At 72.1% G+C, this 22,120-nt stretch carries 17 protein-coding genes and 1 pseudogene; 5 read left to right on the top strand and 13 right to left on the bottom strand.

The genetic code is table 11. The features are described from left to right. Positions 1 to 3: 3 nt before the first annotated feature. The 3 genes from ABZ404_RS17190 to ABZ404_RS17180 all read right to left on the bottom strand — a co-directional run bounded on the left by ABZ404_RS17190 (position 4) and on the right by ABZ404_RS17180 (position 4,163). Positions 4 to 2,361, bottom strand: a complete 2,358-nt coding sequence (locus tag ABZ404_RS17190; protein ID WP_358831142.1) for a collagenase — start codon at positions 2,359 to 2,361, stop codon at positions 4 to 6. A 297-nt stretch (positions 2,362 to 2,658) separates the two neighbouring features. Continuing rightward, the gene (locus ABZ404_RS17185) at positions 2,659 to 3,057 is read right to left on the bottom strand and encodes a RidA family protein (protein ID WP_358831141.1); all 399 of its coding nucleotides are present in this window, start codon (positions 3,055 to 3,057) and stop codon (positions 2,659 to 2,661) included. Then, the gene (locus tag ABZ404_RS17180; RefSeq protein WP_358831140.1) at positions 3,054 to 4,163 is read right to left on the bottom strand and encodes an acyl-CoA dehydrogenase; all 1,110 of its coding nucleotides are present in this window, start codon (positions 4,161 to 4,163) and stop codon (positions 3,054 to 3,056) included. The genes ABZ404_RS17185 and ABZ404_RS17180 overlap by 4 nt, the downstream gene beginning before the upstream one ends. Positions 4,164 to 4,342: 179 nt before the next feature. Between ABZ404_RS17180 and ABZ404_RS17175 the strand changes: the two genes are divergently transcribed. From ABZ404_RS17175 to ABZ404_RS17160, 4 genes are read left to right on the top strand one after another with little or no spacing between them, the layout of a single operon-like run. Continuing rightward, complete coding sequence (locus ABZ404_RS17175) at positions 4,343 to 5,962, top strand: AMP-binding protein (RefSeq protein ID WP_358831139.1); 1,620 nt, start codon at positions 4,343 to 4,345, stop codon at positions 5,960 to 5,962. Between the two features lie 4 nt (positions 5,963 to 5,966). Further along, entirely contained in the window at positions 5,967 to 6,797 is an 831-nt protein-coding gene (locus tag ABZ404_RS17170) for a PaaX family transcriptional regulator C-terminal domain-containing protein (protein WP_358831138.1), read from the top strand. A gap of 33 nt (positions 6,798 to 6,830) precedes the next feature. After that, a complete protein-coding gene (locus tag ABZ404_RS17165) occupies positions 6,831 to 7,220 on the top strand; it encodes a BlaI/MecI/CopY family transcriptional regulator (protein ID WP_358831137.1) in 390 nt (129 codons plus the stop codon). A 4-nt stretch (positions 7,221 to 7,224) separates the two neighbouring features. Then, positions 7,225 to 8,196, top strand: a complete 972-nt coding sequence (locus ABZ404_RS17160; protein WP_358831136.1) for a M48 family metalloprotease — start codon at positions 7,225 to 7,227, stop codon at positions 8,194 to 8,196. Positions 8,197 to 8,244: 48 nt separating this feature from the next. On the opposite strand, the gene ABZ404_RS17155 is transcribed toward ABZ404_RS17160, so the two are convergent. From ABZ404_RS17155 to ABZ404_RS17145, 3 genes are all read right to left on the bottom strand, one after another. Then, positions 8,245 to 8,700 (bottom strand): TerB family tellurite resistance protein, encoded by a 456-nt coding sequence (locus tag ABZ404_RS17155; protein WP_358831135.1) that lies wholly within the window; start codon positions 8,698 to 8,700, stop codon positions 8,245 to 8,247. 189 nt (positions 8,701 to 8,889) lie between these two features. Beyond that, on the bottom strand, positions 8,890 to 11,214 hold the full coding sequence (locus tag ABZ404_RS17150; RefSeq protein ID WP_358831134.1) for a bifunctional salicylyl-CoA 5-hydroxylase/oxidoreductase: 2,325 nt from the start codon (positions 11,212 to 11,214) through the stop codon (positions 8,890 to 8,892). A gap of 3 nt (positions 11,215 to 11,217) precedes the next feature. Next, complete coding sequence (locus ABZ404_RS17145) at positions 11,218 to 12,045, bottom strand: enoyl-CoA hydratase family protein (protein WP_358831133.1); 828 nt, start codon at positions 12,043 to 12,045, stop codon at positions 11,218 to 11,220. A 360-nt stretch (positions 12,046 to 12,405) separates the two neighbouring features. Between ABZ404_RS17145 and ABZ404_RS17140 the strand changes: the two genes are divergently transcribed. Further along, on the top strand, positions 12,406 to 12,882 hold the full coding sequence (locus ABZ404_RS17140; protein ID WP_358831132.1) for an ATP-binding protein: 477 nt from the start codon (positions 12,406 to 12,408) through the stop codon (positions 12,880 to 12,882). Here ABZ404_RS17140 and argF read toward each other — a convergent pair. The 7 genes and pseudogenes from argF to ABZ404_RS17105 all read right to left on the bottom strand — a co-directional run bounded on the left by argF (position 12,827) and on the right by ABZ404_RS17105 (position 22,082). Next, a complete protein-coding gene (gene argF / locus ABZ404_RS17135) occupies positions 12,827 to 13,858 on the bottom strand; it encodes an ornithine carbamoyltransferase (RefSeq protein WP_358831131.1) in 1,032 nt (343 codons plus the stop codon). The two genes, ABZ404_RS17140 and argF, sit on opposite strands and share 56 nt — an antisense overlap. 61 nt (positions 13,859 to 13,919) lie before the next feature. Then, complete coding sequence (locus ABZ404_RS17130) at positions 13,920 to 15,152, bottom strand: arginine deiminase (RefSeq protein WP_358831130.1); 1,233 nt, start codon at positions 15,150 to 15,152, stop codon at positions 13,920 to 13,922. Between the two features lie 109 nt (positions 15,153 to 15,261). After that, a complete protein-coding gene (locus ABZ404_RS17125) occupies positions 15,262 to 18,045 on the bottom strand; it encodes a polynucleotide kinase-phosphatase (RefSeq protein ID WP_358831129.1) in 2,784 nt (927 codons plus the stop codon). Then, positions 18,042 to 19,508 (bottom strand): 3' terminal RNA ribose 2'-O-methyltransferase Hen1, encoded by a 1,467-nt coding sequence (locus ABZ404_RS17120; protein WP_358831128.1) that lies wholly within the window; start codon positions 19,506 to 19,508, stop codon positions 18,042 to 18,044. Before ABZ404_RS17120 ends, ABZ404_RS17125 begins: the two co-directional genes overlap by 4 nt. A gap of 278 nt (positions 19,509 to 19,786) precedes the next feature. Then, positions 19,787 to 20,761 carry a homocysteine S-methyltransferase gene (gene mmuM, locus ABZ404_RS17115; RefSeq protein WP_358831127.1) on the bottom strand — a complete coding sequence of 325 codons (975 nt, stop codon included), beginning with the start codon at positions 20,759 to 20,761 and terminating at the stop codon, positions 19,787 to 19,789. Between the two features lie 2 nt (positions 20,762 to 20,763). Further along, positions 20,764 to 21,597, bottom strand: a pseudogene (locus ABZ404_RS17110) (LLM class F420-dependent oxidoreductase); the annotation flags it as partial. Between the two features lie 248 nt (positions 21,598 to 21,845). Then, on the bottom strand, positions 21,846 to 22,082 hold the full coding sequence (locus ABZ404_RS17105; protein ID WP_358831126.1) for a hypothetical protein: 237 nt from the start codon (positions 22,080 to 22,082) through the stop codon (positions 21,846 to 21,848). Positions 22,083 to 22,120: the final 38 nt, after the last annotated feature.

Genomic DNA, 22,120 nt, shown 5'->3' with positions numbered 1-22,120 from the left:
CCGTCAGCTGCGCAGAGGGCCCTCACAGGTGTACGTGGAGGTGCCGCCCCTCTTGTCGGCCCAGATGTCGACCGCCCCGAAGGAGCAGTTCATGTCGGCCAGGTTGTTGCCACCCCGTACGGCCCGGTCCAGCAGGAAGGAGTCGACCGTCTCGGACATGTCCTGGAAGACCTTGTCCGCGTTGTTCGCGTCCCCCAGGCGTGCGGTGATCCTGCCGGTGCAGATGAAGCGGTGGGACTTGGGCGAGCCGTTGTCGACGCAGTCCGGCTTGCTGTAGGTGCTCCTGGTGAAGGCCGCGCGGACGTCGGACACCCGGGAGTAGCGCAGCTTCGCGTTGGGCGTGTACGTGGTGTTGGGCACGAAGAGCGTGTCGACCTTGGCGATCTGCCGGTCCAGGAACGTGTCGTACGCCTTCTGGACCTCCGCGTCCCGGCCCATCCGGTCGCGCCAGGCGTCGAAGCCGGCCGGGTCGTCGGCGCGCAGGCGCGCGTACATCTCCCGTAGCTGCGAGGGGCGTTCGTTCCACAGGAACTCGAAGAACGTGCCCGCGTAGTTGTAGAAACGGAAGCCGTCGCCGTCGTACGTGGCGTGCAGCAGCTGATTGACCGTCATGCGCGGTCCGCCGCCCGCCGTGTCGTTGATGATGCCCTTGACCAGCGACTTGCGCACCGCGATGCCGTCGTCGCGGGTGCCGCCGTCGAAGAACTCGGCGGTCCCCTCGTCCATGGCGGTGGTGCGGTCACCGGTGTACCAGGGGCCGCTCCCGAACGTTCCGGGCACCGCCCAGCGGCCGTTGAGGTAGTGCGTGTACTCGTGACGGAAGAGCTCTTCGAGGGTGAGCGAGGAGTCCTGCGGCACCCGGCGCTGGTAGGTGTAGAAGGTCGCGCCCTCCTCGATGTACATCCCGCCGTTGTTGGTGGAGTACCCGGTGAGGAAGGGCTGGTAGACCTCGTAGTCGGAGCGCGAGGCGTACAGGTGGATGTGGAGCGTGGTGTTGGGGTCGCCCGCGAGCGGCTTGTCGGTGCCGAGCACACGGAAGAACTGGGACTTGACCTGCTTGCTCGCGTAGTAGAGCTGGTCGATGGTGGCCTTGTCGAGGGCGGTGCGGACCTGGATGGCGCCGTTGTCGTAGGTGTACGTGTGGGTGAGGAGCTGCTTCTCGATCTGGTCCTTGCACACGTTGTACGGGGCGCACTGGCCGTAGACGTTGAGCCAGCTCGCCAGCGACAGCCAGGGGGCGCTCATCTTGCCGAAGTTCGCCGCGGCCGTGGGCAGCAGGGTGCCGAGGTCGGGGACGATCCGGCTCTTGACGGCGTCGATCTGGCCGAAGCGGCCGTACTCCGACAGCGCGTCGCGGACCACCCAGGCGTTGGCCGTGCCCTTGAGGTGGGTGTAGCCGGAGAAGACGCGGAAGGCGGCACGGTAGGCGGGGTCGGCGGCCGCGGCGGCGTGGAACGCGGCGTCCTTGTTGCCCGGGTAGACGCCGAGGTAGTTGACGGAGAGCGCGGCGAGCGCGGCGCCGCCCCAGTCCGCGCTGGTGGCGGTGCCGACGCCGGGGGCCATGGTCGCCAGGACGCGCTTGATGAGCGGGAGCTGGTGCTGGCGCAGGCCCGGCGCGCTCGCCGCGTAGAGCGCCTCGCGCAGGGTCTGGGCGTTCTGCGGGGTGGCGTCGAAGGTGTGCGCGGCGGAGCCGAGGGCGGCGACGGCCTCGGCCACGGCGTCGACCGTGGGCTGGTCGGTGGTGTCGATCTCGTCGTGCGAGTAGTCCTGGTAGGCGACGGCGTGGAGGTAGGTGAACAGCTCCAGCAGATGGCCGCTGTTCTTGCCGTCATGGTCGGCCGCGAGGCTGGTGGCGCGGTGGGCGACGGCCTGCACATGGGCGTCGGACATGACCGGCGCCAGCCGCGCGTCCCAGGTCCAGACGAGCCCGCGCAGACAGCCGTCGGCGGTGACGGCCGGGTCGGTGAGGAAGTCGGCGAGGCCCTGCGGGCTCAGCCCGGTGATGCCGTCGAGGGTGCACGGGACCCCGGCGGCCCGCAGCGCGGAGTGGGCGGCCGGGGGGACCGCGCGGGTCTGCGGCCCGGCTATGCGGCCGTCCTGGCCGCGGCCGGGGGCGGGCAGTTGGCGGGCCGTCTGCCGGGGGGCCTTGGCGAGGTGTTCCACCTGGTCGAACGGGTTCGCGCCCGTGTTCGCGGGCGGGGCGGGCCGCGCGGTGAGGGAGGCGGGGAGCGCCTGCGGGGCGCCGGCCTGCGCGGGGTGCGGCGCCTGCACGGCCTGGGCGGCCTGCCCGGCGGTGACGAGCAGGGTCGCCGCGACGGCGGCGGCGAGAAGCGGCTTGCGCGCGGATCTGAGCTGTGACACCGAAAGGCTCCTGTGTGGGAGGTGACTTGGGGGGTGGCGCTGCGGTGCGTCGACACGTGCGGGTGCTGGGCCGCGGCTCCCGGGGCTGGGCACGACGAGGCGCCCCCCGGCGAGGGGTGCGTCGTGGTGGGTCGCCCTGTCCCGTACGGCACTTGGGGAACGGAGGAGCCGTGGCTGTGAGCTGTAACATAGTAATGTGAAATTGCACTGACAAGACTTGTGCGGCCCCTATTTCCCCGCGGGTCGCCTCCGGGCCCTCCGCCGCAGGTCGGGACGCCCCCCGACTCCCGCCCGAGGTCAGTCCAGGACCGCGAACCCGTCCAGCTCGACCCGTGCCTGCTCGTCCCAGAGCCGCACCACGCCGATCACCGCCATCGCCGGGTAGTCGCGCCCGGCCAGCTCGCGCCAGATCAGGCCGAGTTCGCGGGCCCGGGCGCGGTAGTCGGCGACGTCCGTGGTGTACACGGAGACCCGGGCCAGGTCCGCCGGGGTGCCCCCGGCGGCGGTGAGCGCGGCCAGGAGGTTGGTGAGCGCGGTCCGGAACTGCTCGGCCAGCGTCCCCCCCACCACCGTGCCGTCCGCGTCGAGCGCGGTCTGGCCGGCGAGGAAGACCAGCCGGCTGCCGGTGGCGGTGACGGCGTGGCTGAAGCCGGTGGGCGGGGAGAGACCGGCGGGGTTCACCCGGTGCAGGCTCATCGGTACAGCTCCTTCGCGATGATCGTGCGCTGCACCTCGGTGGCGCCCTCGTAGATCCGGGGCGCGCGCACCTCGCGGTAGAGGTGTTCGAGCAGATGGCCGCGGCGCAGCGCCCGCGCGCCGTGCAGCTGGACGGCCGCGTCCACGACGTACTGCGCGGTCTCGGTGGCGAACAGCTTCGCCATCGCCGCGTACCGGGGGACCTCCGGCGCTCCCCTGTCGTACGCGGCGGCCGCCCCGTAGACCAGCAGGCGCGCCGCCTCCGTGCGGGTCGCCATCTCCGCGACCTGGTGGGCGACCGCCTGGAGGTCCTTGAGCGGGCCGCCGAAGGCGGTGCGGCGCGCGGTGTGCGCGACGGTCGCGTCCAGGGCCGCCTGCGCCATCCCGACCGCGAACGCGCCGACGCTGGGCCGGAACAGGTTCAGCGTGCCCATGGCGACGCGGAAGCCCCGGTCGGGTGCGCCCACCACGTCGTCCGGGCCCACGCGGACCCCGTCGAAGACGAGCGTGCCGACCGGGTGCGGGGAGAGCATGTCGAGGGCGGCGCCGCTCAGTCCGGGCCGGTCCGCGGGGACGAGGAACGCGGTGACGCCGCGCGCCCCGGCACCTTCGGTGGTGCGGGCGAACACGGTGCAGAAGTCGGCCTCGGGGGCGTTGGAGATCCAGCACTTCTCGCCGCTGAGCCGCCAACCGCCGTCGTGGGACTCGGCCTTGAGGGCGAGGGCGGCGGCGTCGGAGCCCGCGTCCGGCTCGCTGAGCGCGAACGCGGCGACGGCCCGCCCGGCGGTCACCTCCGGCAGCCAGCGGGCGCGCTGCGCCTCGGTGCCGAACGCGGCGACCGGGTGGGCGCCCAGGCCCTGGAGGGCGAGCGCGGTCTCCGCCTCGGTGCAGGCGTACGCCAGCGACTCGCGCATCAGGCACAGGTCGAGCGCGCCGGAGGTGAACAGCCGCTCCAGGAGCCCGAGCTCGCCGAGGGCGCTGACGAGTGGCCGGTTCACGCGCCCCGGGTCACCCTTGTCGGCAAGAGGACGCAGGTGTTCCGTGGCGGTGGCGCGCAGGTGCGCGCACCACTCCCGCTGCTCCGGCTCCAGCGCGAATGCGGGCATGGCGGCCCCTCTCGTGTCGCGTCCAGTCTCGCTGTGCACCCGCCGGGTCGCGGCCCGCGACTCCGGGTCCGCGACTCGGGGTCCGTACCGGGAGGCGGCCGGGAACCGCTCTTATCGCGAACCGTTGACTGTCGTCATCCAAACGATACGCTCCAGAGGCGACAAGGGGGCGATCCCGTATGGAGCTGAAGACCTCAGCGCATGCCGACACGTTTTCCCGCGATCATCTGCCGCCCGCCGACCAGTGGCCGGACCTGGTCTTCGACCTCCCCGAGCTGCGCTACCCCGAGCGGCTCAACTGCGGCGCCGAACTCCTGGACCGCACGATCGATCGGTTCGGCGCACAGCGGCCCGTCTTCCGTACGGGAGAGGGGACCGTGTGGACGTACGGGGAGCTGCACGCCCGGGTCGACCGGATCGCCCACACGCTCACCACCGGCCTCGGGGTGGTCCCGGGCAACCGGGTGCTGCTGCGCGGGCCCACCACGCCGTGGCTCGCGGCCTGCTGGCTGGCGGTGATGAAGGCGGGCGCGGTGGCCGTCACCGTGCTGGCCCAGCAGCGGCCGCAGGAACTGGCCACCATCTGCGAACTCGGCCGGATCGGGCACGCCCTGTGCGACGCGCGCTCGCTGAAGGACCTGGAGAAGGCCGCGGTACCGGGTCTGCGCATCACGCCCTACGGGGGCGGGACGGCCGATGACCTGCTGCGCCTGGCCGACGCGCCGAGCGCCCGGGAGCCGTTCACGGCCGTCGCGACGGCGGCCGACGACGTCGCCCTGATCGCCTTCACCTCGGGCACCACCGGCCGCCCCAAGGGCTGTATGCACTTCCACCGGGACGTGCTGGCCATCGCGGACACCTTCGCCCGGCACGTCCTGCGCCCCCGCCCCGACGACGTCTTCGCGGGCAGCCCGCCGCTCGGCTTCACCTTCGGCCTGGGCGGTCTGGTGATCTTCCCGATGCGGGCGGGCGCCTCCTCGCTGCTCCTCGAACAGGCCGGCCCCAAGCAGTTGCTGCCCGCGCTCGCCCGGCACCGGGTCTCCGTCCTGTTCACCGCGCCCACCGCCTACCGGGCGATGCTGGACGAGCTCGACGGATACGACGTGGGCGCGCTGCGGCGCTGTGTGTCGGCCGGGGAGAACCTGCCCGCCGCCACCTGGCGCGCCTGGCACGAGCGGACCGGGCTGCGCATCATCAACGGCATCGGCGCCACCGAGCTGCTGCACATCTTCATCTCGGCGGCCGACGACGCGATCAGACCGGGCGCCACCGGCAGACCGGTGCCCGGCTGGCACGCGCGCGTGGTGGACGCCTCGGGCCAGGAGGTGGCGGACGGCGAGCCCGGCCTGCTCGCGGTGCGCGGGCCGGTCGGCTGCCGCTATCTGGCCGACCCACGCCAGACGGAGTACGTCCAGGGAGGCTGGAACCTCACCGGCGACACCTACGTACGGACGAGCGACGGCTACTTCCGCTATGTCGCCCGCGCCGACGACATGATCATCTCGGCCGGGTACAACATCGCGGGCCCGGAGGTCGAGGACGCCCTGCTGCGCCACCCCGACGTCGTGGAGACCGCCGTGATCGGCCGCCCGGACGAGGCCCGCGGCCAGGTGGTCGTCGCCTACTGCGTGCTGCGCGAGGGCGTGGTGGGCGGCGAGGCCATGGCCGGGCTGCTGCGCGACCACGTCAAGGGCGAACTCGCCCCCTACAAGTGCCCGCGCGAGGTCGTCTTCCTCGACGCCCTCCCCCGGACGCCGACCGGCAAGCTGCAACGCTTCCGGCTGCGGGCCCTAGAGTGATCACGTGGCCGAGCAGCACACACCCCGATCCCTGATCGTCACCCTCTACGGCGCCTACGCGCGCGAGACGGCCGGCTCCCTCGCGGTCGCCGAGCTGATCCGCCTGCTCGCCGCCGTGGGCGTGGACGCCCCGTCCGTACGGTCGTCGGTCTCCCGGCTCAAACGGCGCGGGCTCCTGGTGCCCGAGCGCACCGCGGGCGGCGCCGCCGGGTACGCCCTGTCCGCCGACGCGCGCCAACTGCTCGACGACGGCGACCGCCGCATCTACCCGCACGCCCGCCCACGCGCGCGTGAGGGCTGGGTCCTGGCCGTCTTCTCGGTCCCCGAGTCCGAGCGCAACAAGCGCCATGTGCTGCGCTCCCGCCTCGCGGGGCTCGGCTTCGGCACGGCGGCGCCCGGGGTGTGGATCGCCCCGGCGCGGCTGTACGACGAGACCCGGCACACCCTGGAGCGGCTCCAACTCGCCCCGTACGTCGACCTGTTCCAGGGCGAGCACCTGGGCTTCGCGCCGACCGCCGAGGCGGTCGGCCGGTGGTGGGACCTGACGGCGATCGCCAAGCAGCACGAGGAGTTCCTGGGGCTGCACGAGCCCGCGCTGCGGACCTGGGAGGCACGCGCGCGGACCTCGTCCGAGGTGCCGCCCGAGGAGGCGTACCGGGACTACCTGCTCGCCCTGGACTCCTGGCGCCGCCTGCCCTACGCCGACCCCGGTCTGCCCCCCGCCCTGCTGCCGCCCGACTGGCCGGGCGAGCGGTCGGCCGAGGTCTTCCGCCGGCTGCACGCCCGGCTGCGGGACGCGGGAGCGGCGTTCGTCCGGGGGCCGGGCGACGCCTGAGAGGGGCGCGGCCCGCCTCAGTAGGATGGTGAGGTGACCGATGAGGACGGGCGCGCCCGCAGGCGCGGACAGGGCGAACTGGAGGCCCAGGTCCTGGCGGCGCTGCGGAACGCGGCCGGGCCGGTGACCGCCGGCTGGGTGCGGGAGCGGATCGGCGGAGCACTCGCGTACACCACCGTCGTGACCATCCTCTCCCGGCTGTACGCCAAGCAGTCGGTGACCCGGGAACGCGCGGGGCGTTCGTTCGTGTGGACCCCGGCGGCCGACGAGGCCGGACTCGCGGCGCTGCGGATGCGCAAGGTCCTGGACGGCGAGTCCGACCGGGGCGCGGTACTGGCCAGCTTCGTCACCGCCCTCTCGCCCGACGACGAGCGGCTGCTGCGCGCGCTCCTCGACGGCGCGGAAGCGGAGACCGGGGACTGACGCGGTGGGTGTCTTCGTCTTTCTGCCGCTGGTCCTGCCCCTCACCGCCTGGCCGATCGCCCGGCTTGCCGAGCGGCAGCTCCATCCCCGCGCGGCGACCTGGCTGCTCACGTCGGTCGGCGCCGTCCTCGCGCTGTGCAGCACCCTGTGCCTGCTGCTCCTGATGGTGGTGGGCACCGCGCAACTGCCGGGCAATCCGCTGCCCGACGCCTGGGCCGACCCCGAGGTACGGGCAGTGCTGCCCTACGACGAGATGGTGGGCCGGGCGGCGATCCCGCTCCTGGGAGCGGTCGCTGGGGCGTGCGCGCACCTGGTGTGGGTGCACCGGCGGGTGCGCACGCGCGCGTCCCGGGCCCTGGCCGGGGTGCCCGCGGCCGAGGGCGGGCCGACCGTACTGCCCGACGACGCGCGCGCCTATGCGTACGCCCTGCCGGGCGGACGCGGCGCGGCCGGGACACGCGGGCGGATCGTCGTGTCGCGCGCGATGCTGACGTGTCTCGACGCGGGCGAACAGCGGGCGCTGATCGCGCACGAGGAGGCGCATCTGACGGCGCGGCACCACCGCTTCCTGCTGGCAGCGGGGCTGGCGGCGCGCGCGAACCCGTTTCTTCGCCCGCTGCGCACCGCCGTGGCCTACACGGCCGAGCGCTGGGCGGACGAGGACGCGGCGCGGACCGTGGGCGACCGCCGGACGGTGGCCCGGGCCATCGCCAAGGCCGCCCTGGCATCCGGCCCGACGGCGACGGGCCGGGGCGCCGCGACCGCCCTCGCGGGGTTCGCGACGGCCGGGCCGGTGCCCCGCCGGGTGGCGGCGCTGCTCGGCCCGGTGCCGCCGGCTCCCGCGCTGCCGCCCGCGTGGACGGCGGCCGGGCTCGCGCTGTGGACCGCCGCGGGGGGCACGGCGGCCTCGGCGCTGGCGTCGGCGAACGCGACCGTGACCCTCTTCACGGTGCTGCGGGCCGCGACCGCGCTGTGACGGGCCGCCCCCGGGAGCGGCCCTACGCACCCCGGGGCCGCGCCGCCCCTACAGGTCGAACTCGGCCGGTGCCAGGCCCAGCGCGAAGCACGCCTCGCGCACGACGGCCTGCTCCGTCTTGTCGAAGTCGCCGTCGGCCCCGCCGATGACGATGCCTATCTGCACCACCGCGCGCGCCTCGGCGGGCTTCTTCTTGGCCTTGGCGATCTCCTGCAACACGCTGACCTTGCCGAAGTCGAAGTCGGCGGCGAGCTTGTCCAGGTAGTCGTCGAAGCGGCGCTGGAGGTCGGCCGCCGGGAAGTTCTGCAACACCTCGTTGGTGGAGATGAGCTGGGCGACCCGGCGCCGCTCGGACGGGTCCACGGTGCCGTCGGCCGCGGCGACCAGGGCGCACATCGCCATGCCGGCATCACGGAACGCGCCGCTCTTCAGGTCGTTCTTCTTGGCGAGCAGCTGCGTCTGCATCGTCGACGCGGACTCCTTGAAGCGGTCCCACAGGGCCATGAGGTCTCCATCGGTTCTCGGTAGCAACTTCTACAACACTGTAGAAACTGACCGGCGGGCGCAATGGTTCCCGTGGCGCGTCATTTCTCCGAAAGCCGCCCCAGCGCGGGGTTGCTAAGGCTCACTTCGGCGCTCGGCTCGCTTCGGCGCTCGGCTCGCCTTGGCGCTTGGCTCACTTCAGTCTGGGGCTCACTTCAGCGTGAGCCGGGGTCTGGGCGCGTCCGTGCGGCCGGTCGGCGGTCGGCGGCTGCCCGCCCGGTACGGCGCCGGCCAGGGCGCCCCGGGCCCGGTGTACTCCTGCTCGGCTGCGGCGTGCAGCGTCCAGTGCGGGTCGTAGAGGTGGGGCCGGGCCAGGGCGCAGAGGTCGGCGCGGCCCGCGAGCAGCAGCGAGTTCACGTCGTCCCAGGAGGAGATCGCCCCGACCACGATGACGGGCACGCCGAGCGTGTTGCGGATCCGGTCGGCGTACGGGGTCTGGTAGGAGCGGCCGAACTCGGGCCGTTCGTCGGGGACGACCTGCCCGGTGGAGACGTCGATGGCGTCGGCGCCGTGGGCGGCGAACGCGCGGGCGATCTCGACGGACTCCTCGGCGGTGGTGCCGCCGGGAGCCCAGTCGGTGGCGGAGACGCGCACGGCAATCGGCCGGTCGGCCGGCCAGACGCCCCGCAGTGCGTCGAACACCTCCAGCGGGAAACGCAGCCGGTTGGCGAGGGAACCCCCGTAGGCGTCCGCGCGTTGGTTGGTGAGAGGGGAGAGGAATCCCGAGAGCAAGTAGCCATGGGCGCAGTGGAGTTCGAGCAGGTCGAAACCGCAGTGGGCGGCCCGCCGGGCCGCCGCGGCGAACTGCTCCCGGATGCCGGTCAGCCCCGCGCGGTCGAGCGCGTGCGGGACCTGGTTGACGCCGGGGCGGTAGGGCAGGGGTGAGGCGGCGGCGAGGGGCCAGTTGCCGTCGTCGAGCGGCTCGTCGATGCCCTCCCACATGACTTTGGTCGAGCCCTTGCGCCCGGAGTGGCCGAGCTGGACGCCGATGGCGGTGCCGGGTGCCTGCCGGTGCACGAAGTCGGTGACCCGGCGCCAGGCCGTCTCCTGCTCGGGGGTGTAGAGACCGGTGCACCCCGGAGTGATGCGGCCCTCGGGGCTGACACACACCATCTCGGTCATGACCAGGCCCGCGCCCCCGAGGGCCCGGGCGCCGAGATGGACGAGGTGGAAGTCGCCGGGCAGGCCGTCCTTGGCGGAGTACATGTCCATGGCGGAGACGACGACACGGTTGCGCAGCCGGAGTCCGCGCAGCCGGAAGGGGGTGAACATCGGGGGCGTGCCGGAGGGGCAGGGGAAGTCGCGCTCGACGGCGCCGGTGAAACCGGGGTCGCGCAGCCGGAGGTTGTCGTGGGTGACCCGGCGGCTGCGGGTGAGCAGGTTGAACGCGAACTGCCGGGGCGGCTGGCCGAGATAGAGCGCCAGTTCCTCGAACCAGCGCAGGCTGGCGGCGGCGGCACGCTGGGTGGACTCGACGACGGGTCGGCGCTCCCGCTCGTACGCGGCGAGGGCGTCCGGCAGCTCGGGCTGTTCCTCGACGCAGGCGGCCAGCGCGAGGGCGTCCTCGACGGCGAGCTTGGTGCCGGAGCCGATGGAGAAGTGCGCGGTGTGGGCGGCGTCGCCCAGCAGCACAGTGCGGCCGTGGGACCAGCGGGCGTTGACGACCGTACGGAAGACGGTCCAGGAGGAGTTGTTGCTCCGCAGCGGCCGGTTGCCCAGGGCTTCCGCGAAGATCTTGGCGCAGCGGTCCACCGACCCCTGCTCGTCGAGTTCGTCGAACCCGGCCCGCCGCCACACCTCCTCGCGCATCTCCACGATGACGGTCGAGGAGCCGGCGGAGAACGGATAGCCGTGCAGTTGCATCACGCCGTGCTCGGTCTCGGCGATCTCGAAGCGGAAGGAGTCGAAGGCGAAGTCGGCGGCCAGCCAGATGTAGCGGCAGCGGTGGCCGGTGATACGGGGCGCGAAGTGCTCGGCGTACGCCTGGCGGGTGGCGCTGTGTACGCCGTCGGCCGCGATCACCAAGTCGTACGCGGTGGCGAGTTGGGCGGCGGGCGGCGCCTCGGTGCGGAAGCGCAGGTCGACGCCGAGCGCGCGGCAGCGCTGGTGCAGGATCTCCAGGAGCCTGCGGCGGCCGAGCGCGGCGAAGCCGTGCCCGCCGGAGGTGAGGGTGCGGCCGCGGTGGACGATGTCGATGTCGTCCCACCGGACGAACTCGGCCTTCAGCGCCTCGTACACCACGGGGTCGGCGTGCTCGATCCCGCCGAGGGTCTCGTCGGAGAGGACCACTCCGAAGCCGAAGGTGTCGTCGGGGGCGTTGCGCTCCCAGACGGTGATCTCGCGTTCGGGCCGGAGCCGTTTGAGCAGAGCGGCGGCGTACAGCCCGCCGGGGCCGCCGCCGATGACCGCGATCCGCTGCGGCCGTGCGGCGGGGACGAGCACGGGGGCGGGGCCGCAGTCCCGGGGCCCGGGCACGACTCAGCGCCCCTGCCACTTGGGGGGCCGCTTCTCGGTGAAGGCGGCGTGGAACTCCGCGTAGTCCTGCCCGTTCATCAGCAGGGCCTGGGTGGCGGCGTCGAGTTCGACGGCGGCGGCGAGCGGCATGTCGAGTTCGGCGGTGAGCAGCGCCTTGGTCTGGGCGTGGGCGAGGGCGGGCCCGGCGGCGAGGTGGCGGGCGAGCTCGGCGGCGCGCGCGTCGGCCTGCCCTTCCCCGGTGAGTTCGCTGAGCAGGCCGATGCGTTCGGCCTCGGGGGCGCGGACCGGTTCGCCGAGCATCAGCAGCCGGGTGGCGTGGCCGAGCCCGACGACACGCGGCAGCAGATAGGCCGCGCCCATGTCACCGCCGGAGAGGCCGACCTTGGTGAACAGGAAGGCGAACCGAGCGGTGGGGTCGGCGATGCGGAAGTCGGCGGCGAGCGCCAGCACCGCGCCCGCGCCGGCGGCGACGCCGTGGATGGCGGCGATGACCGGGAAGGGGCATTCGCGCACGGCCCGCACGACCAGGCCGGTCATACGGTTGAAGTCGAGCAGCTGGGCGGTGTCCATGGAGAGCGTCGCGCCGATGATCTCGTCGACATCGCCGCCGGAGCAGAATCCGCGCCCCTCGCCCGCGAGCACCAGGGCGCGCACGGCCCGCTCCCGGGAGAGTTCGGCGAGCAGATCGCGAAGGTCGGCATAGGCGCCGAAGGTGAGCGCGTTGAGCTTCTCGGGGCGCGCCAGGGTGACGGTGGCCACCCCGTCCTCCACGGAAAGCCGCAGGTGGCGCCAGTTTTCGGTGCGGGAAGCGGAGCTGGGGAACGGGCTCATGGAGGGCGGCCTCCTCGGCGTGCTGCCAGATGCCTGCTTTTCGAAGGTATCACTCCTGTGTGACCGTCGTCACGAGCACGCGACACGCGGCAGAACGACAGAGGGCGGTGAGGGCAGGAGGAGGGCGTGCGGACGGGTGCGCGCGCCTGCTCTCACGGATGCCCGGGGAGGGGTGACGCGCAGGGCGGGGCGACCAGGGGCGACCACGGGGAGCCAGCGGTCCTCATGTCCCTGTCACTGCCCGCCGGCGGTCTCTATCCGCCGCTTGCTCGGGTTCGTAAGGTTGAAGGGAGTAGTAGCGTCCCGCGCGTCCCCCCGCGCCCCGGACGACTCCACGCGACCGAAACGGAAACCCCAGCCGTGCCCGACCCCTCCGGCACCGCCCGCGAACCGGCCGGCGCCCCGACCTCGTGGCGTATCCCGCTCCCCCACACCAACGCCGCCGTCCCCATCGCCCGCGCCCTGATCCGTACCGCGCTCGCCGACATCGACGCCCCCGCCGACAGCGACACGGCCGAACTGCTCACCGCCGAGCTGGTGGCCAACGCCGTCGAGCACACCGCCGCCGACCAGCCCATCGAGCTGGTCGTCGAGTTGTTCGAGGCGGGCTGCCAGGTCGAGGTGCACGACCGCTCCCCGCTGCCGCCGGGAGACCTCGGCGCTCCCGCGCCGTGCGGCGATCTCGACCCGTGGCAGGAACACGGCCGGGGCCTGCTGCTGATCCGCACCCTCAGCTCGGCCTGCGGCCACCGCCCCACCGCGCACGGCAAGGCGGTGTGGTTCACGCTCCCGGCGCGGCCACCCCCGCCGGACTTCCCGCGAGGGTCGCGACCATGACGGCCTTGATGGTGTGCAGACGGTTCTCGGCCTCGTCGAAGACCACCGAGTGCGCGGACTCGAAGACCTCGTCGGTGACCTCCAGCTCGGCCAGGCCGTACTGCTCGTGGATCTCGCGCGCGACGGCCGTGCCGAGGTCGTGGAAGGCCGGCAGGCAGTGCAGAAACTTGACGTCCGCGTTGCCGGTGGCGCGCAGCACGTCCATCGTCACCGCGTAGGGCGCCAGCGCCTTGATCCGCTCGGCCCAGATCTCCTTGGGCTCGCCCATCGACACCCAGACGTCGGTGGCGACGAAGTCCGCGCCCGCCACCCCTTCGGCGATGTCCTCGGTGAGGGTGATCCGGGCCCCGCTCCGCTCGGCCTCCCGCTCGGCGAGGGCGACGACGTCCTCGGCCGGCCAGTACGCCCGGGGCGCCACGATCCGTACGTCCATCCCGAGCAGGGCGCCGGTGACCAGGTAGGAGTTGCCCATGTTGTAGCGGGCGTCGCCGAGGTAGGCGAAGGCCGTCCGCTCCAGGGGCTTGTCGGTGTGCTCGGTCATGGTGAGCACCTCCGCGAGCATCTGGGTGGGGTGCCAGGCGTCGGTGAGCCCGTTGTAGACCGGTACGCCCGCGTGCGCGGCGAGGGTCTCGACCGTCTCCTGGGCGTCCCCGCGGAACTGGATCGCGTCGAACATCCGCCCGAGCACCCGGGCGGTGTCGCGAGCCGACTCCTTCTTGCCGATGTGCGATCCGGCGGGGTCGATGTACGTGGTGGAGGCACCCTGGTCGGCGGCCGCCACCTCGAACGAACACCTCGTACGCGTCGAGGGCTTCTCGAAGATCAACGCGATGTTCCGCCCCCGCAGCCGCTGCACCTCGGTGCCCGCCTTCTTGGCGGCCTTGAGCTCGGCGGCCAGCTCCACCAGAGCGCGGAACTCCTCGGCGGTGAAGTCCAGCTCCTTGAGGAAGTGGCGGCCTGCGAGGTCTGTCGCCATGGTGACTGCTCCTGGGTGACGGAAGGCGGGAAGCTGTAAGTATATGCGATTGAACGCATCACTATACGGCATCGCGTTCGACAGGACAGCTCATGCACCGCGGCCCGCCCCGCCCCCGCCCCAGCTCGCTCCCGGGGATCTCGATCACCTCGATGCCCTCCTTGCGCAGATGCGTGTTGGTGGTCACATTGCGCTCGTACGCCACCACCACGCCCGGCTCGACCGCCAGCACGTTGCAGCCGTCGTCCCACTGCTCGCGCTCCGCCGCGTGCACGTCCTGGGTGGCCGTCAGCACCCGGATCCCGTCCAGACCGAGGGCCGCCGCTATGGCCCGGTGCATGTGCTCCGGCGGATGGTCCGTCACCTTCAGCTCCTGCTCACCGGCGCCCGGCTCGATCGTGTACGAGCGGAGCATGCCGAGCCCGGCGTACTGAGTGAAGGTTTCTCCATCGACCATCGTCATCACCGTATCGAGGTGCATGAACGCCCTGCGCTTGGGCATGTCCAGCGCCACGATCGTGCGGGCGGAACCGGCCGCGAACAGCCCGCGCGCCAGCATCTCCACGGCCTGCGGAGTCGTCCGCTCGCTCATCCCGATGAGCACCGCGCCGTTGCCGATCACCAGCACGTCGCCGCCCTCGATGGTCGAGGGGTAGTCGCTCTGCCCCTGCGACCAGGTGTGGAAGGGCGCCGCCCCGGGACCGGCGAAGAGCGGGTGGTGACGGTAGATCGCCTCGAAGTGGACCGTCTCCCGCTGCCGGGCCGGCCAGCGCATCGCGTTGATGGACACCCCGTCATAGATCCAGGCGGAGGTGTCGCGGGTGAACAGGTGGTTGGGCAGCGGGCCCAGCAGGAAGTCGTCCAGGTCCATCGCGTGGAACCGCACGGACACCGGCTCCGCGTGGCGCTCCAGGAACTCCCGCTTGGTCATCCCGCCCACCAGCGCCTCCGCCAGCTCCGCGGCGGAGAGCTCCTCGAAGACCTCCCGCAGATGCCCGGTGGCCAGCGGTCCGTACTCCTTCTCGTCGAAGACCCGGTCGAGCACCAGCCGTCTCGCCGGCGGGATCGCCAGCGACTCGCGCAGCAGATCGCCGAAGAGATGCACCTCGACCCCGCGGTCGCGCAGCACGTCCGCGAAGCCGTCGTGCTCCTGCCGGGCCCGGCGCACCCACAGCACGTCGTCGAAGAGGAGAGCGTCCTTGTTGCTCGGAGTGAGCCGCTTCAGCTCCAGATCCGGCCGGTGCAGGATGACGCGGCGCAGCCGCCCGGTCTCGGAGTCGACATGGAATCCCATGCTTCCATCCTGTCCCGCGAGCAGCCCGCTCACCCGGCGAACCCGCCCCTTGCCTCCCAGCAGGCGAGCGCTCCCGGGGACGGAACCGCCTGGCTCCGCCCCCAGGACGTCACAGCCTGGGGTCCACCGGCTCCGACTCCAGAGCCAGCACCGCGAAGACCGCCTCGTGGACACGCCACAGCGGCTCCCCGGCCGCCAGCCGGTCCAGCGCCTCCAGACCCAGCGCGTACTCCCGCAGCGCCAGCGAGCGCTTGTGCCCCAGCGACCGCTGCCGCAGCCGGTCCAGGTTCTCCGGGCGCGTGTACTCCGGACCGTAGATGATCCGCAGATACTCGCGTCCGCGCACCTTGATGCCCGGCTGCACCAGACGGCCCCTGCCGTCCCGGGCCAGCGCCTGGAGCGGCTTGACCACCATGCCCTCGCCGCCCGCTCCGGTCAGCTCCAGCCACCAGTCGACACCCGCCCGCACGGACGCCTCGTCACCGGTGTCGACGACCAGGCGCCGGGTGACCTGGAGCAGACCCGTCGGGTCGTGCTCGACCAGACGGTCCAGCCACGCCAACTGCTCGTCGTGCGGCACCGCGGCCAGGCTGCGCCCCTGGACGGCCAGGATCTGGAACGGGGCGAGCCGCACTCCCTCCAGCCCGTCCGTGGTCCAGCAGTAGCGCCGGTACGCGTCGGTGAACGCCGCCGCGTCCCGCGCCCGCTCACGCTGGCGCGACAGCAGCCCCGCCACGTCCGCCCCACGCTCCGCCGCCGCCTCCAAAGCGCGCACGGCACCCGGGAAGACCGCCCCGGACGCGGCACCCACCGCCGCGTACTGCGAACGCAGCAGCCCCGAGGCCTTCAGCGACCATGGCATCAGCTCGGCGTCGAGCAGCAGCCAGTCCGCACCGAACTCCTCCCACAGCCCCGCCGCGGACACGGCCGCCCGCAGCCGGCCGAGTACCTCCTCGGTGACGGCCGTGTCGTCGAAGAACGGGCGACCGGTGCGGGTGTGCAGAGACCCCGTCGGCCCCTCCACCCCGAACCGCTCACGCGCCACCTCGGCGTCACGGCACACCAGGGCGACCGCCCGCGAACCCATGTGCTTCTCCTCGCACACGACCCGCCCGACCCCGTCCCCCGCGTACTGCGCGAACGCCTCCGCCGGGTGCTCCAGGAACTGCTCGTCACCACCGCTGCCGCCCCGGGCCGCCGCGCGCGAGGTCGCCGTGGGCGCCATCGTCGGCGGCAGATACGCGAGCAGCCGAGGATCGACGGCGAACCGGCTCATCACCTCGAGCGCGGCCGCCGCGTTCTCCTCGCGCACCGCCACATTGCCCAGGTGCCGGGTCTCCACGACCCGACGGCCGTGCACGTCGGCCAGGTCGAGCGGCCGTCCGTCCTGGCCACCGGGCGCCTCGGTGGCCAGCGGACGGACCGGCTCGTACCAGACCTTCTCGGCGGGCACGTCGACGAGCTCGCGCTCGGGCCAGCGCAGCGCGGTCATCCTTCCGCCGAACACCGCACCCGTGTCCAGACAGATGGTGTTGTTGATCCACGATGTGTTCGGGACGGGCGTGTGGCCGTAGACGACCGCCGCGCGACCCCGGTAGTCCTCGGCCCAGGGATACCGCACGGGCAGGCCGAACTCATCCGTCTCGCCGGTCGTCTCCCCGTACAGAGCGTGTGAGCGGACACGCCCCGACGTGCGCCCGTGGTACTTCTCGGGCAGACCCGCGTGACAGACGACCAGCTTGCCGCCGTCGAGCACATAGTGGCTGACGAGCCCGTCGATGAACTCCTTCACCTGTTCCTTGAATCCATCGTCCTCCCTGTCCAACTGCTCGATCGTCTCCGCCAGTCCATGGGTGCGCTGGACCTTCTTGCCACCCAGATAACGTCCGAGCTTGTTCTCATGGTTCCCGGGAACACACAGAGCGTTACCATCGGCCACCATTTTCATCACCCGCCGCAACACGCCCGGGCTGTCGGGGCCCCGGTCGACGAGGTCGCCGACGAAGACCGCCGTGCGGCCCTCGGGGTGCGCCCCGTCCACGTAACCCAGCTTGGCCAGCAGCGTCTCCAGCTCGGCGCGGCAGCCGTGGACGTCCCCGATGATGTCGAAGGGGCCGGTGAGGTGGGTGAGGTCGTTGTAGCGACGCTCGAGGGTGATCTCGACGCTGTCCACCTCCGCCTCGGAACGCAGCACATGCACCTTGCGGAACCCTTCGCGCGCCAGGCCCCGCAGCGAACGCCGCAGCTCACGGCGGTGGCGCGCGATGACCTGGCGGGGCATGCCGGCACGGTCGGGCCGAGCCGCGTTGCGGGCGGCGCAGACCTCCTCGGGCAGATCCAGGACGATGGCCACCGGCAGCACGTCGTGCTCCCTGGCCAACTGGACCAGCTGCCTGCGGCTCTCCACCTGCACGCTGGTGGCGTCCACGACCGTCAGCCGCCCGGCCGCGAGCCGCTTGCCCGCGATGTAGTGGAGGACGTCGAACGCGTCGCCGCTGGCGCTCTGGTCGTTCTCGTCGTCGGCCACCAGACCGCGGCAGAAGTCGGACGAGAGGACCTCGGTCGGCTTGAAATGCCGCCGCGCGAACGTGGACTTGCCCGATCCGGTGGCGCCGACGAGGACGACGAGGGAGAGGTCGGGGACGGGGAGCGTGCGCTTGGGGGGCGTGGGCTGGGGCGAGGTGGAGGGCTGGGGCGAGGTGGGGGCTTCGGTCTCGGTCCGCGCCCGGGTCTCGGCCTCGGTCCCGGCCCCGGCCTCGGTCCGCGAGTCGGAGCGGTGGGCGGAGTCGGAGCTGTGCGTGTGCCCGGACTTGTTCGTGGGCCCAGACTTGTCCGTGGACCCGTAGTTGTCCGTGTGCCCGGAGTTGTCCGTGGGCTCGTTCTCGGTGTTCATGCGGCGTTCGCCTCGTTCGCGGTCTTGGTCATCTCGAACACGGCCATCTGCGTGGGCGGCCCCACCTCGGCGTCGTCCGGCCCGACGGGCAGGAACTCGACCGCGTACCCATGCCGTTCGGCCACCGAGGCGGCCCAGTCGCGGAACTCCGCGCGCGTCCATTCGAACCGGTGGTCACCGTGGCGCACATGCCCGGCCGGCAGCGTGTCCCAGCGCACGTTGTACTCCACGTTCGGTGTCGTCACGATCACCGTTCGCGGACGCGCCGCGCCGAACACCGCGTACTCCAGCGCCGGCAGCCTGGGCACGTCCAGATGCTCGATCACCTCGCTGAGCACGGCCGCGTCGTACCCCTTGAGCCGCTTGTCCGTGTACGCGAGCGAGCCCTGCATCAGCGTGATCCGCCCCGCCTGCCGCTCACCCATCCGCTCCAGACGCAGCCGCCGTGCGGCGATCGTCAACGCACGCATCGAGACGTCCACCCCCACGATCTCGGTGTACCGGACGTCCTTCAGCAGCTCTTGCACCAGCTGGCCCTGGCCGCAGCCCAGGTCGAGCACCCGGGCGGCCCCGGCCCGGGTCAGCGCCGCCAGGATGGCGTCGCGCCGCTGCACGGCCAGTGGCACGGGCCGCTCCTCGGTGTCGCTCGTCTCGTCCACCGCGTTGTCGATCGCCTCGACCGCGATGTCGTCGGCCTCCGCCAGCCGCACCAGTTCCAGGCGCTCCATCGCCTGCCGGGTCAGCCCCCAGCGCCGGGACAGGTATCGGCTGGTGATCAGCTTCTGCTCGGGGTGGTCGGCCAGCCAGCCGTCACCGGCGCGCAGCAGCTTGTCGACCTCGTCGGGCGCGACCCAGTAGTGCTTGGCGTCGTCGAGCACCGGGAGGAGGACGTACAACTGCCGCAGCGCGTCCGCGAGCCGCAGCTCCCCTTCCAGCACGAGCCGTACGTAACGGGACTCGCCCCACTCCGGGAACTCCGCATCCAACACGATGGGCTCCGCCGAGACCGACGCCCAGCCCAGCGGTCCGAACAGCTTGTGCACGAGCTCGGCACCGCCGCGCGCGGGCAGCGCGGGCACCTCGATCCGCAGCGGCAACGGTGCCTCGGCACGTTCGGGCAGGGCGTTGCACACGCCGCGCAGGGCGCTCTTGAAGACGGTGCTCAGCGCGACGGACATCAGCGAGGAAGCCGCGTACGGCCGGTCGTTGACATACTGCGCCAGCGCGGAATCGGGAGCTCCGCCACGGCCCTTGCCCTTGCCCCGCCGCACCAGCGCCACCGGATCCACCTCCAGGAGCAGCGCGGCCGTGCAGCGCTCGGCGGTCGCCTCGGGGTAGAGGACGTGCGCGGTGCCGTGCGCCGTGGAGAACGCCTGCGCCTTCCCGGGATGCTTGTGCAGCAGGAAACCGAGGTCGGTGGCGGGGCGTTCGGGGGAACCGGTCGTGGTGATGGTCAGGAACACCCGTCGAGTATCGCCCGCCTTTCACGGCTCCTACCAGGCATTTTCCAGGAGGTGAGTCGTGGGGATGGCGTTACCGGTGGGCCCGGGACTGGAGTTCGGACCGGGGGTTCGAGCTTGGAGTTCGGACCCGAAGTTCAGACCAGGGGTTCCGGCCTGGAGATCGAGACTGGAGTTCGGTTGTGGAGTTTGGGCGTGGAGTTCGGAGCTTGAGTCCGACCCGGAGTTCGGGCCTGCCGAAAAACGCGAGGTCCGAGGTGGGCCCAGCTCAGCCGGCTTGCTCATGCCGTTCGCGCTACGTACTCCGCCAGCCGCGCGATCTCCGTCGGCCCCACTCGGCAACAGCCGCCCACCAGACGGGCGCCCGCAGCCTGCCACGCTTCGACGCGGGACGGGTCGAACGTCGCGTCGCCCCGCCACGCCCCGGCCCGCGCGTCCCACCGCTCGCCACTATTCGGGTACACGACCACCGGCTTGCCGGTGACCGCCGCCGCGAGCTCCACGGCGTGGTCCGCGTCGGCCGGGGTACAGCAGTTCACGCCCACGGCAATCACCTGGTCCAGGCCCGCCGCCAGCGCGAACGCCTCCTCCAGCGGCTGACCCGCCCTCGTCCGCACCCCCTCCACGCTGTACGACAGCCACACCGGTACTCCGCACCCCTCGACCACCCGCAGCAGCGCCTCGGCCTCGTCGGCATCGGGCACGGTCTCCAGCGCGAGCACGTCCGGCTCCGCCGCCACCAACGTCTCGACACGCGGGCGGTGGAAGCGCTCCAACTCCCTCACCGTCAGCCCATATCGCCCCCGGTACTCACTCCCGTCGGCCAGGAAGGCACCGTACGGCCCGATGGAGGCGGCGACCCAGACGTCCGCTTGAGCTTGGGCGTGGGCGTGGGCGTGAACTTGAGATACGACTTCGGGGGGTCCCCCCTCCCCCTCCCCTCCCCCCACCCCCGCCCTCCTCGCCAGCTCCACGCTCCGGGCGAGCAGCGTCGTCGCCTCGCGGCGCGACACTCCCCGGTCGGCGAAGCCCTCGTACGTCGCCTGGTAGCTGGAGGTGATCAGTACTTGTGCGCCCGCCCGCACATACGCCTCGTGCGCGGCCTCGATCTTCCCTGGATCGTCGGCGAGCAGCCGCGCGGACCAGAGCGCGTCGTTCAAGTCGCAGCCCTGCGCCGCGAGTTGGTTGGAGAGACCGCCGTCGAGGAGCACGGTCCGCGTGGCCAGCGCTTCGGCCAGGGAGCGGGCGGGCCGCACGGTCAGGCCCCGTTCAGCTGGGACTGGACCTGGGTGGAGATCAGTTCGAGGTGATCGAGGTCGTCCAGGTCCAGGACCTGGAGGTAGATCCGGGACGATCCGATCGCCTCGTACGCGCCGATCTTCTCCACCACTTCGGCGGGTGAGCCCGCCAGTCCGTTCGCCTTGAGCTCCTCCACCTCCCTTCCGATGGCCGCCGCCCGGCGCGCCACCTCGGCGTCGTTCTTTCCTACGCAGACGACCAGGGCGTTGGAGTACACCAGGTCGTCGGGGTCGCGTCCGGCGCTCTGGGCGGCTGTGCGCACCCGGCCGAACTGCCTCTCGCTGTCGGACAGGGAGGCGAACGGGATGTTGAACTCGTCGGCGTACCGCGCGGCCAGCCGTGGCGTGCGGACCGCGCCGTGGCCGCCGATCAGGACCGGCACCTTGGCCTGGGCGGGCTTGGGGAGCGCGGGCGAGTCGGTGAGCTGGTAATAGGTGCCGTCGTAGTCGAAGGTCTTGCCGGTCTCGGTGGCCCAGAGCCCGGTGATGATGGCCAGTTGTTCCTCCAGGCGCGCGGACTTCTCCTTGGGGAAGGGAATGCCGTACGCCTTGTGCTCCTCCTCGAACCAGCCCGCGCCGAGGCCGAGTTCGACGCGGCCGCCGGACATCTGGTCCACTTGGGCGACCTGGATGGCGAGGACGCCGGGCAGGCGGAAGGTGCCGGCGGTCATCAGGGTGCCGAGGCGGATGCGGCTGGTCTCGCGGGCCAGTCCGGCGAGGGTGATCCAGGCGTCGGTGGGGCCCGGGAGCCCGTCGGCGGAACCCATGCGCAGATAGTGGTCGGAGCGGAAGAACCGGATAGCTTTCTACCTAACTCTAGCAGGGTACTTGACCTGCGGGCGCGTTCGGTCAGTGCCGGGTTGACGAAGCGGAACCGCCCGATGCAACGTACAGCTGCGTGTACATGGCCTCTTCCATGGTCTCGCGCCAGGCCATGCCGCCTCAGCGTGGTCGTTTTCCTTGGAGCCGCCCAGTTACGTGAACGCAAAGCGCCCCAACCGACAACGTGTATTGTCGGTCGGGGCTCTTCGCTATACGGGGCTCAGCTACCGCCGGGGTTGCACGACGAGCAAGGCACCTTGAAGGGCTTGTTCGTCTTGTGGTTCACCATGACGACCACACGAAGCCCATTGCACGTGATGCACCCGCCTGGCACTCTGCCACGTCGGTTCGCCGTCTCCTGCATCTGCTGCCCGAAGTACCGGAGCACGTGCTCCTGCCTTGGGTCGTACCACTCAGTTCCCGGGGCCTTCTCGGCTTCGTCTTCGTCGTCGCCCATGAGGTGACTCTACGCGCCCAAGTGGTTACAGCGGAGCG

Origin of the sequence: Streptomyces sp. NPDC005878 (assembly GCF_040629815.1) — a bacterium.
Taxonomy (GTDB): Bacteria; Actinomycetota; Actinomycetes; order Streptomycetales; family Streptomycetaceae; genus Streptomyces.
The sequence above is the reverse complement of the archived record's forward strand: the minus strand, read 5'-3'. Positions and strand labels throughout refer to the sequence as shown.

Bases quoted from the DNA above. Each gene is read 5' to 3' on its own strand.
- ABZ404_RS17185 (WP_358831141.1), bottom strand. From the start codon at position 3,057: ATGAGCCTGCACCGGGTGAACCCCGCCGGTCTCTCCCCGCCCACCGGC.
- ABZ404_RS17180 (WP_358831140.1), bottom strand. From the start codon at position 4,163: ATGCCCGCATTCGCGCTGGAGCCGGAGCAGCGGGAGTGGTGCGCGCAC.
- ABZ404_RS17175 (WP_358831139.1), top strand. From the start codon at position 4,343: ATGGAGCTGAAGACCTCAGCGCATGCCGACACGTTTTCCCGCGATCAT.
- ABZ404_RS17155 (WP_358831135.1), bottom strand. From the start codon at position 8,700: ATGGCCCTGTGGGACCGCTTCAAGGAGTCCGCGTCGACGATGCAGACG.
- ABZ404_RS17145 (WP_358831133.1), bottom strand. From the start codon at position 12,045: ATGAGCCCGTTCCCCAGCTCCGCTTCCCGCACCGAAAACTGGCGCCAC.
- argF (WP_358831131.1), bottom strand. From the start codon at position 13,858: ATGGCGACAGACCTCGCAGGCCGCCACTTCCTCAAGGAGCTGGACTTC.
- ABZ404_RS17130 (WP_358831130.1), bottom strand. From the start codon at position 15,152: ATGGGATTCCATGTCGACTCCGAGACCGGGCGGCTGCGCCGCGTCATC.
- ABZ404_RS17125 (WP_358831129.1), bottom strand. From the start codon at position 18,045: ATGAACACCGAGAACGAGCCCACGGACAACTCCGGGCACACGGACAAC.
- ABZ404_RS17105 (WP_358831126.1), bottom strand. From the start codon at position 22,082: ATGGGCGACGACGAAGACGAAGCCGAGAAGGCCCCGGGAACTGAGTGG.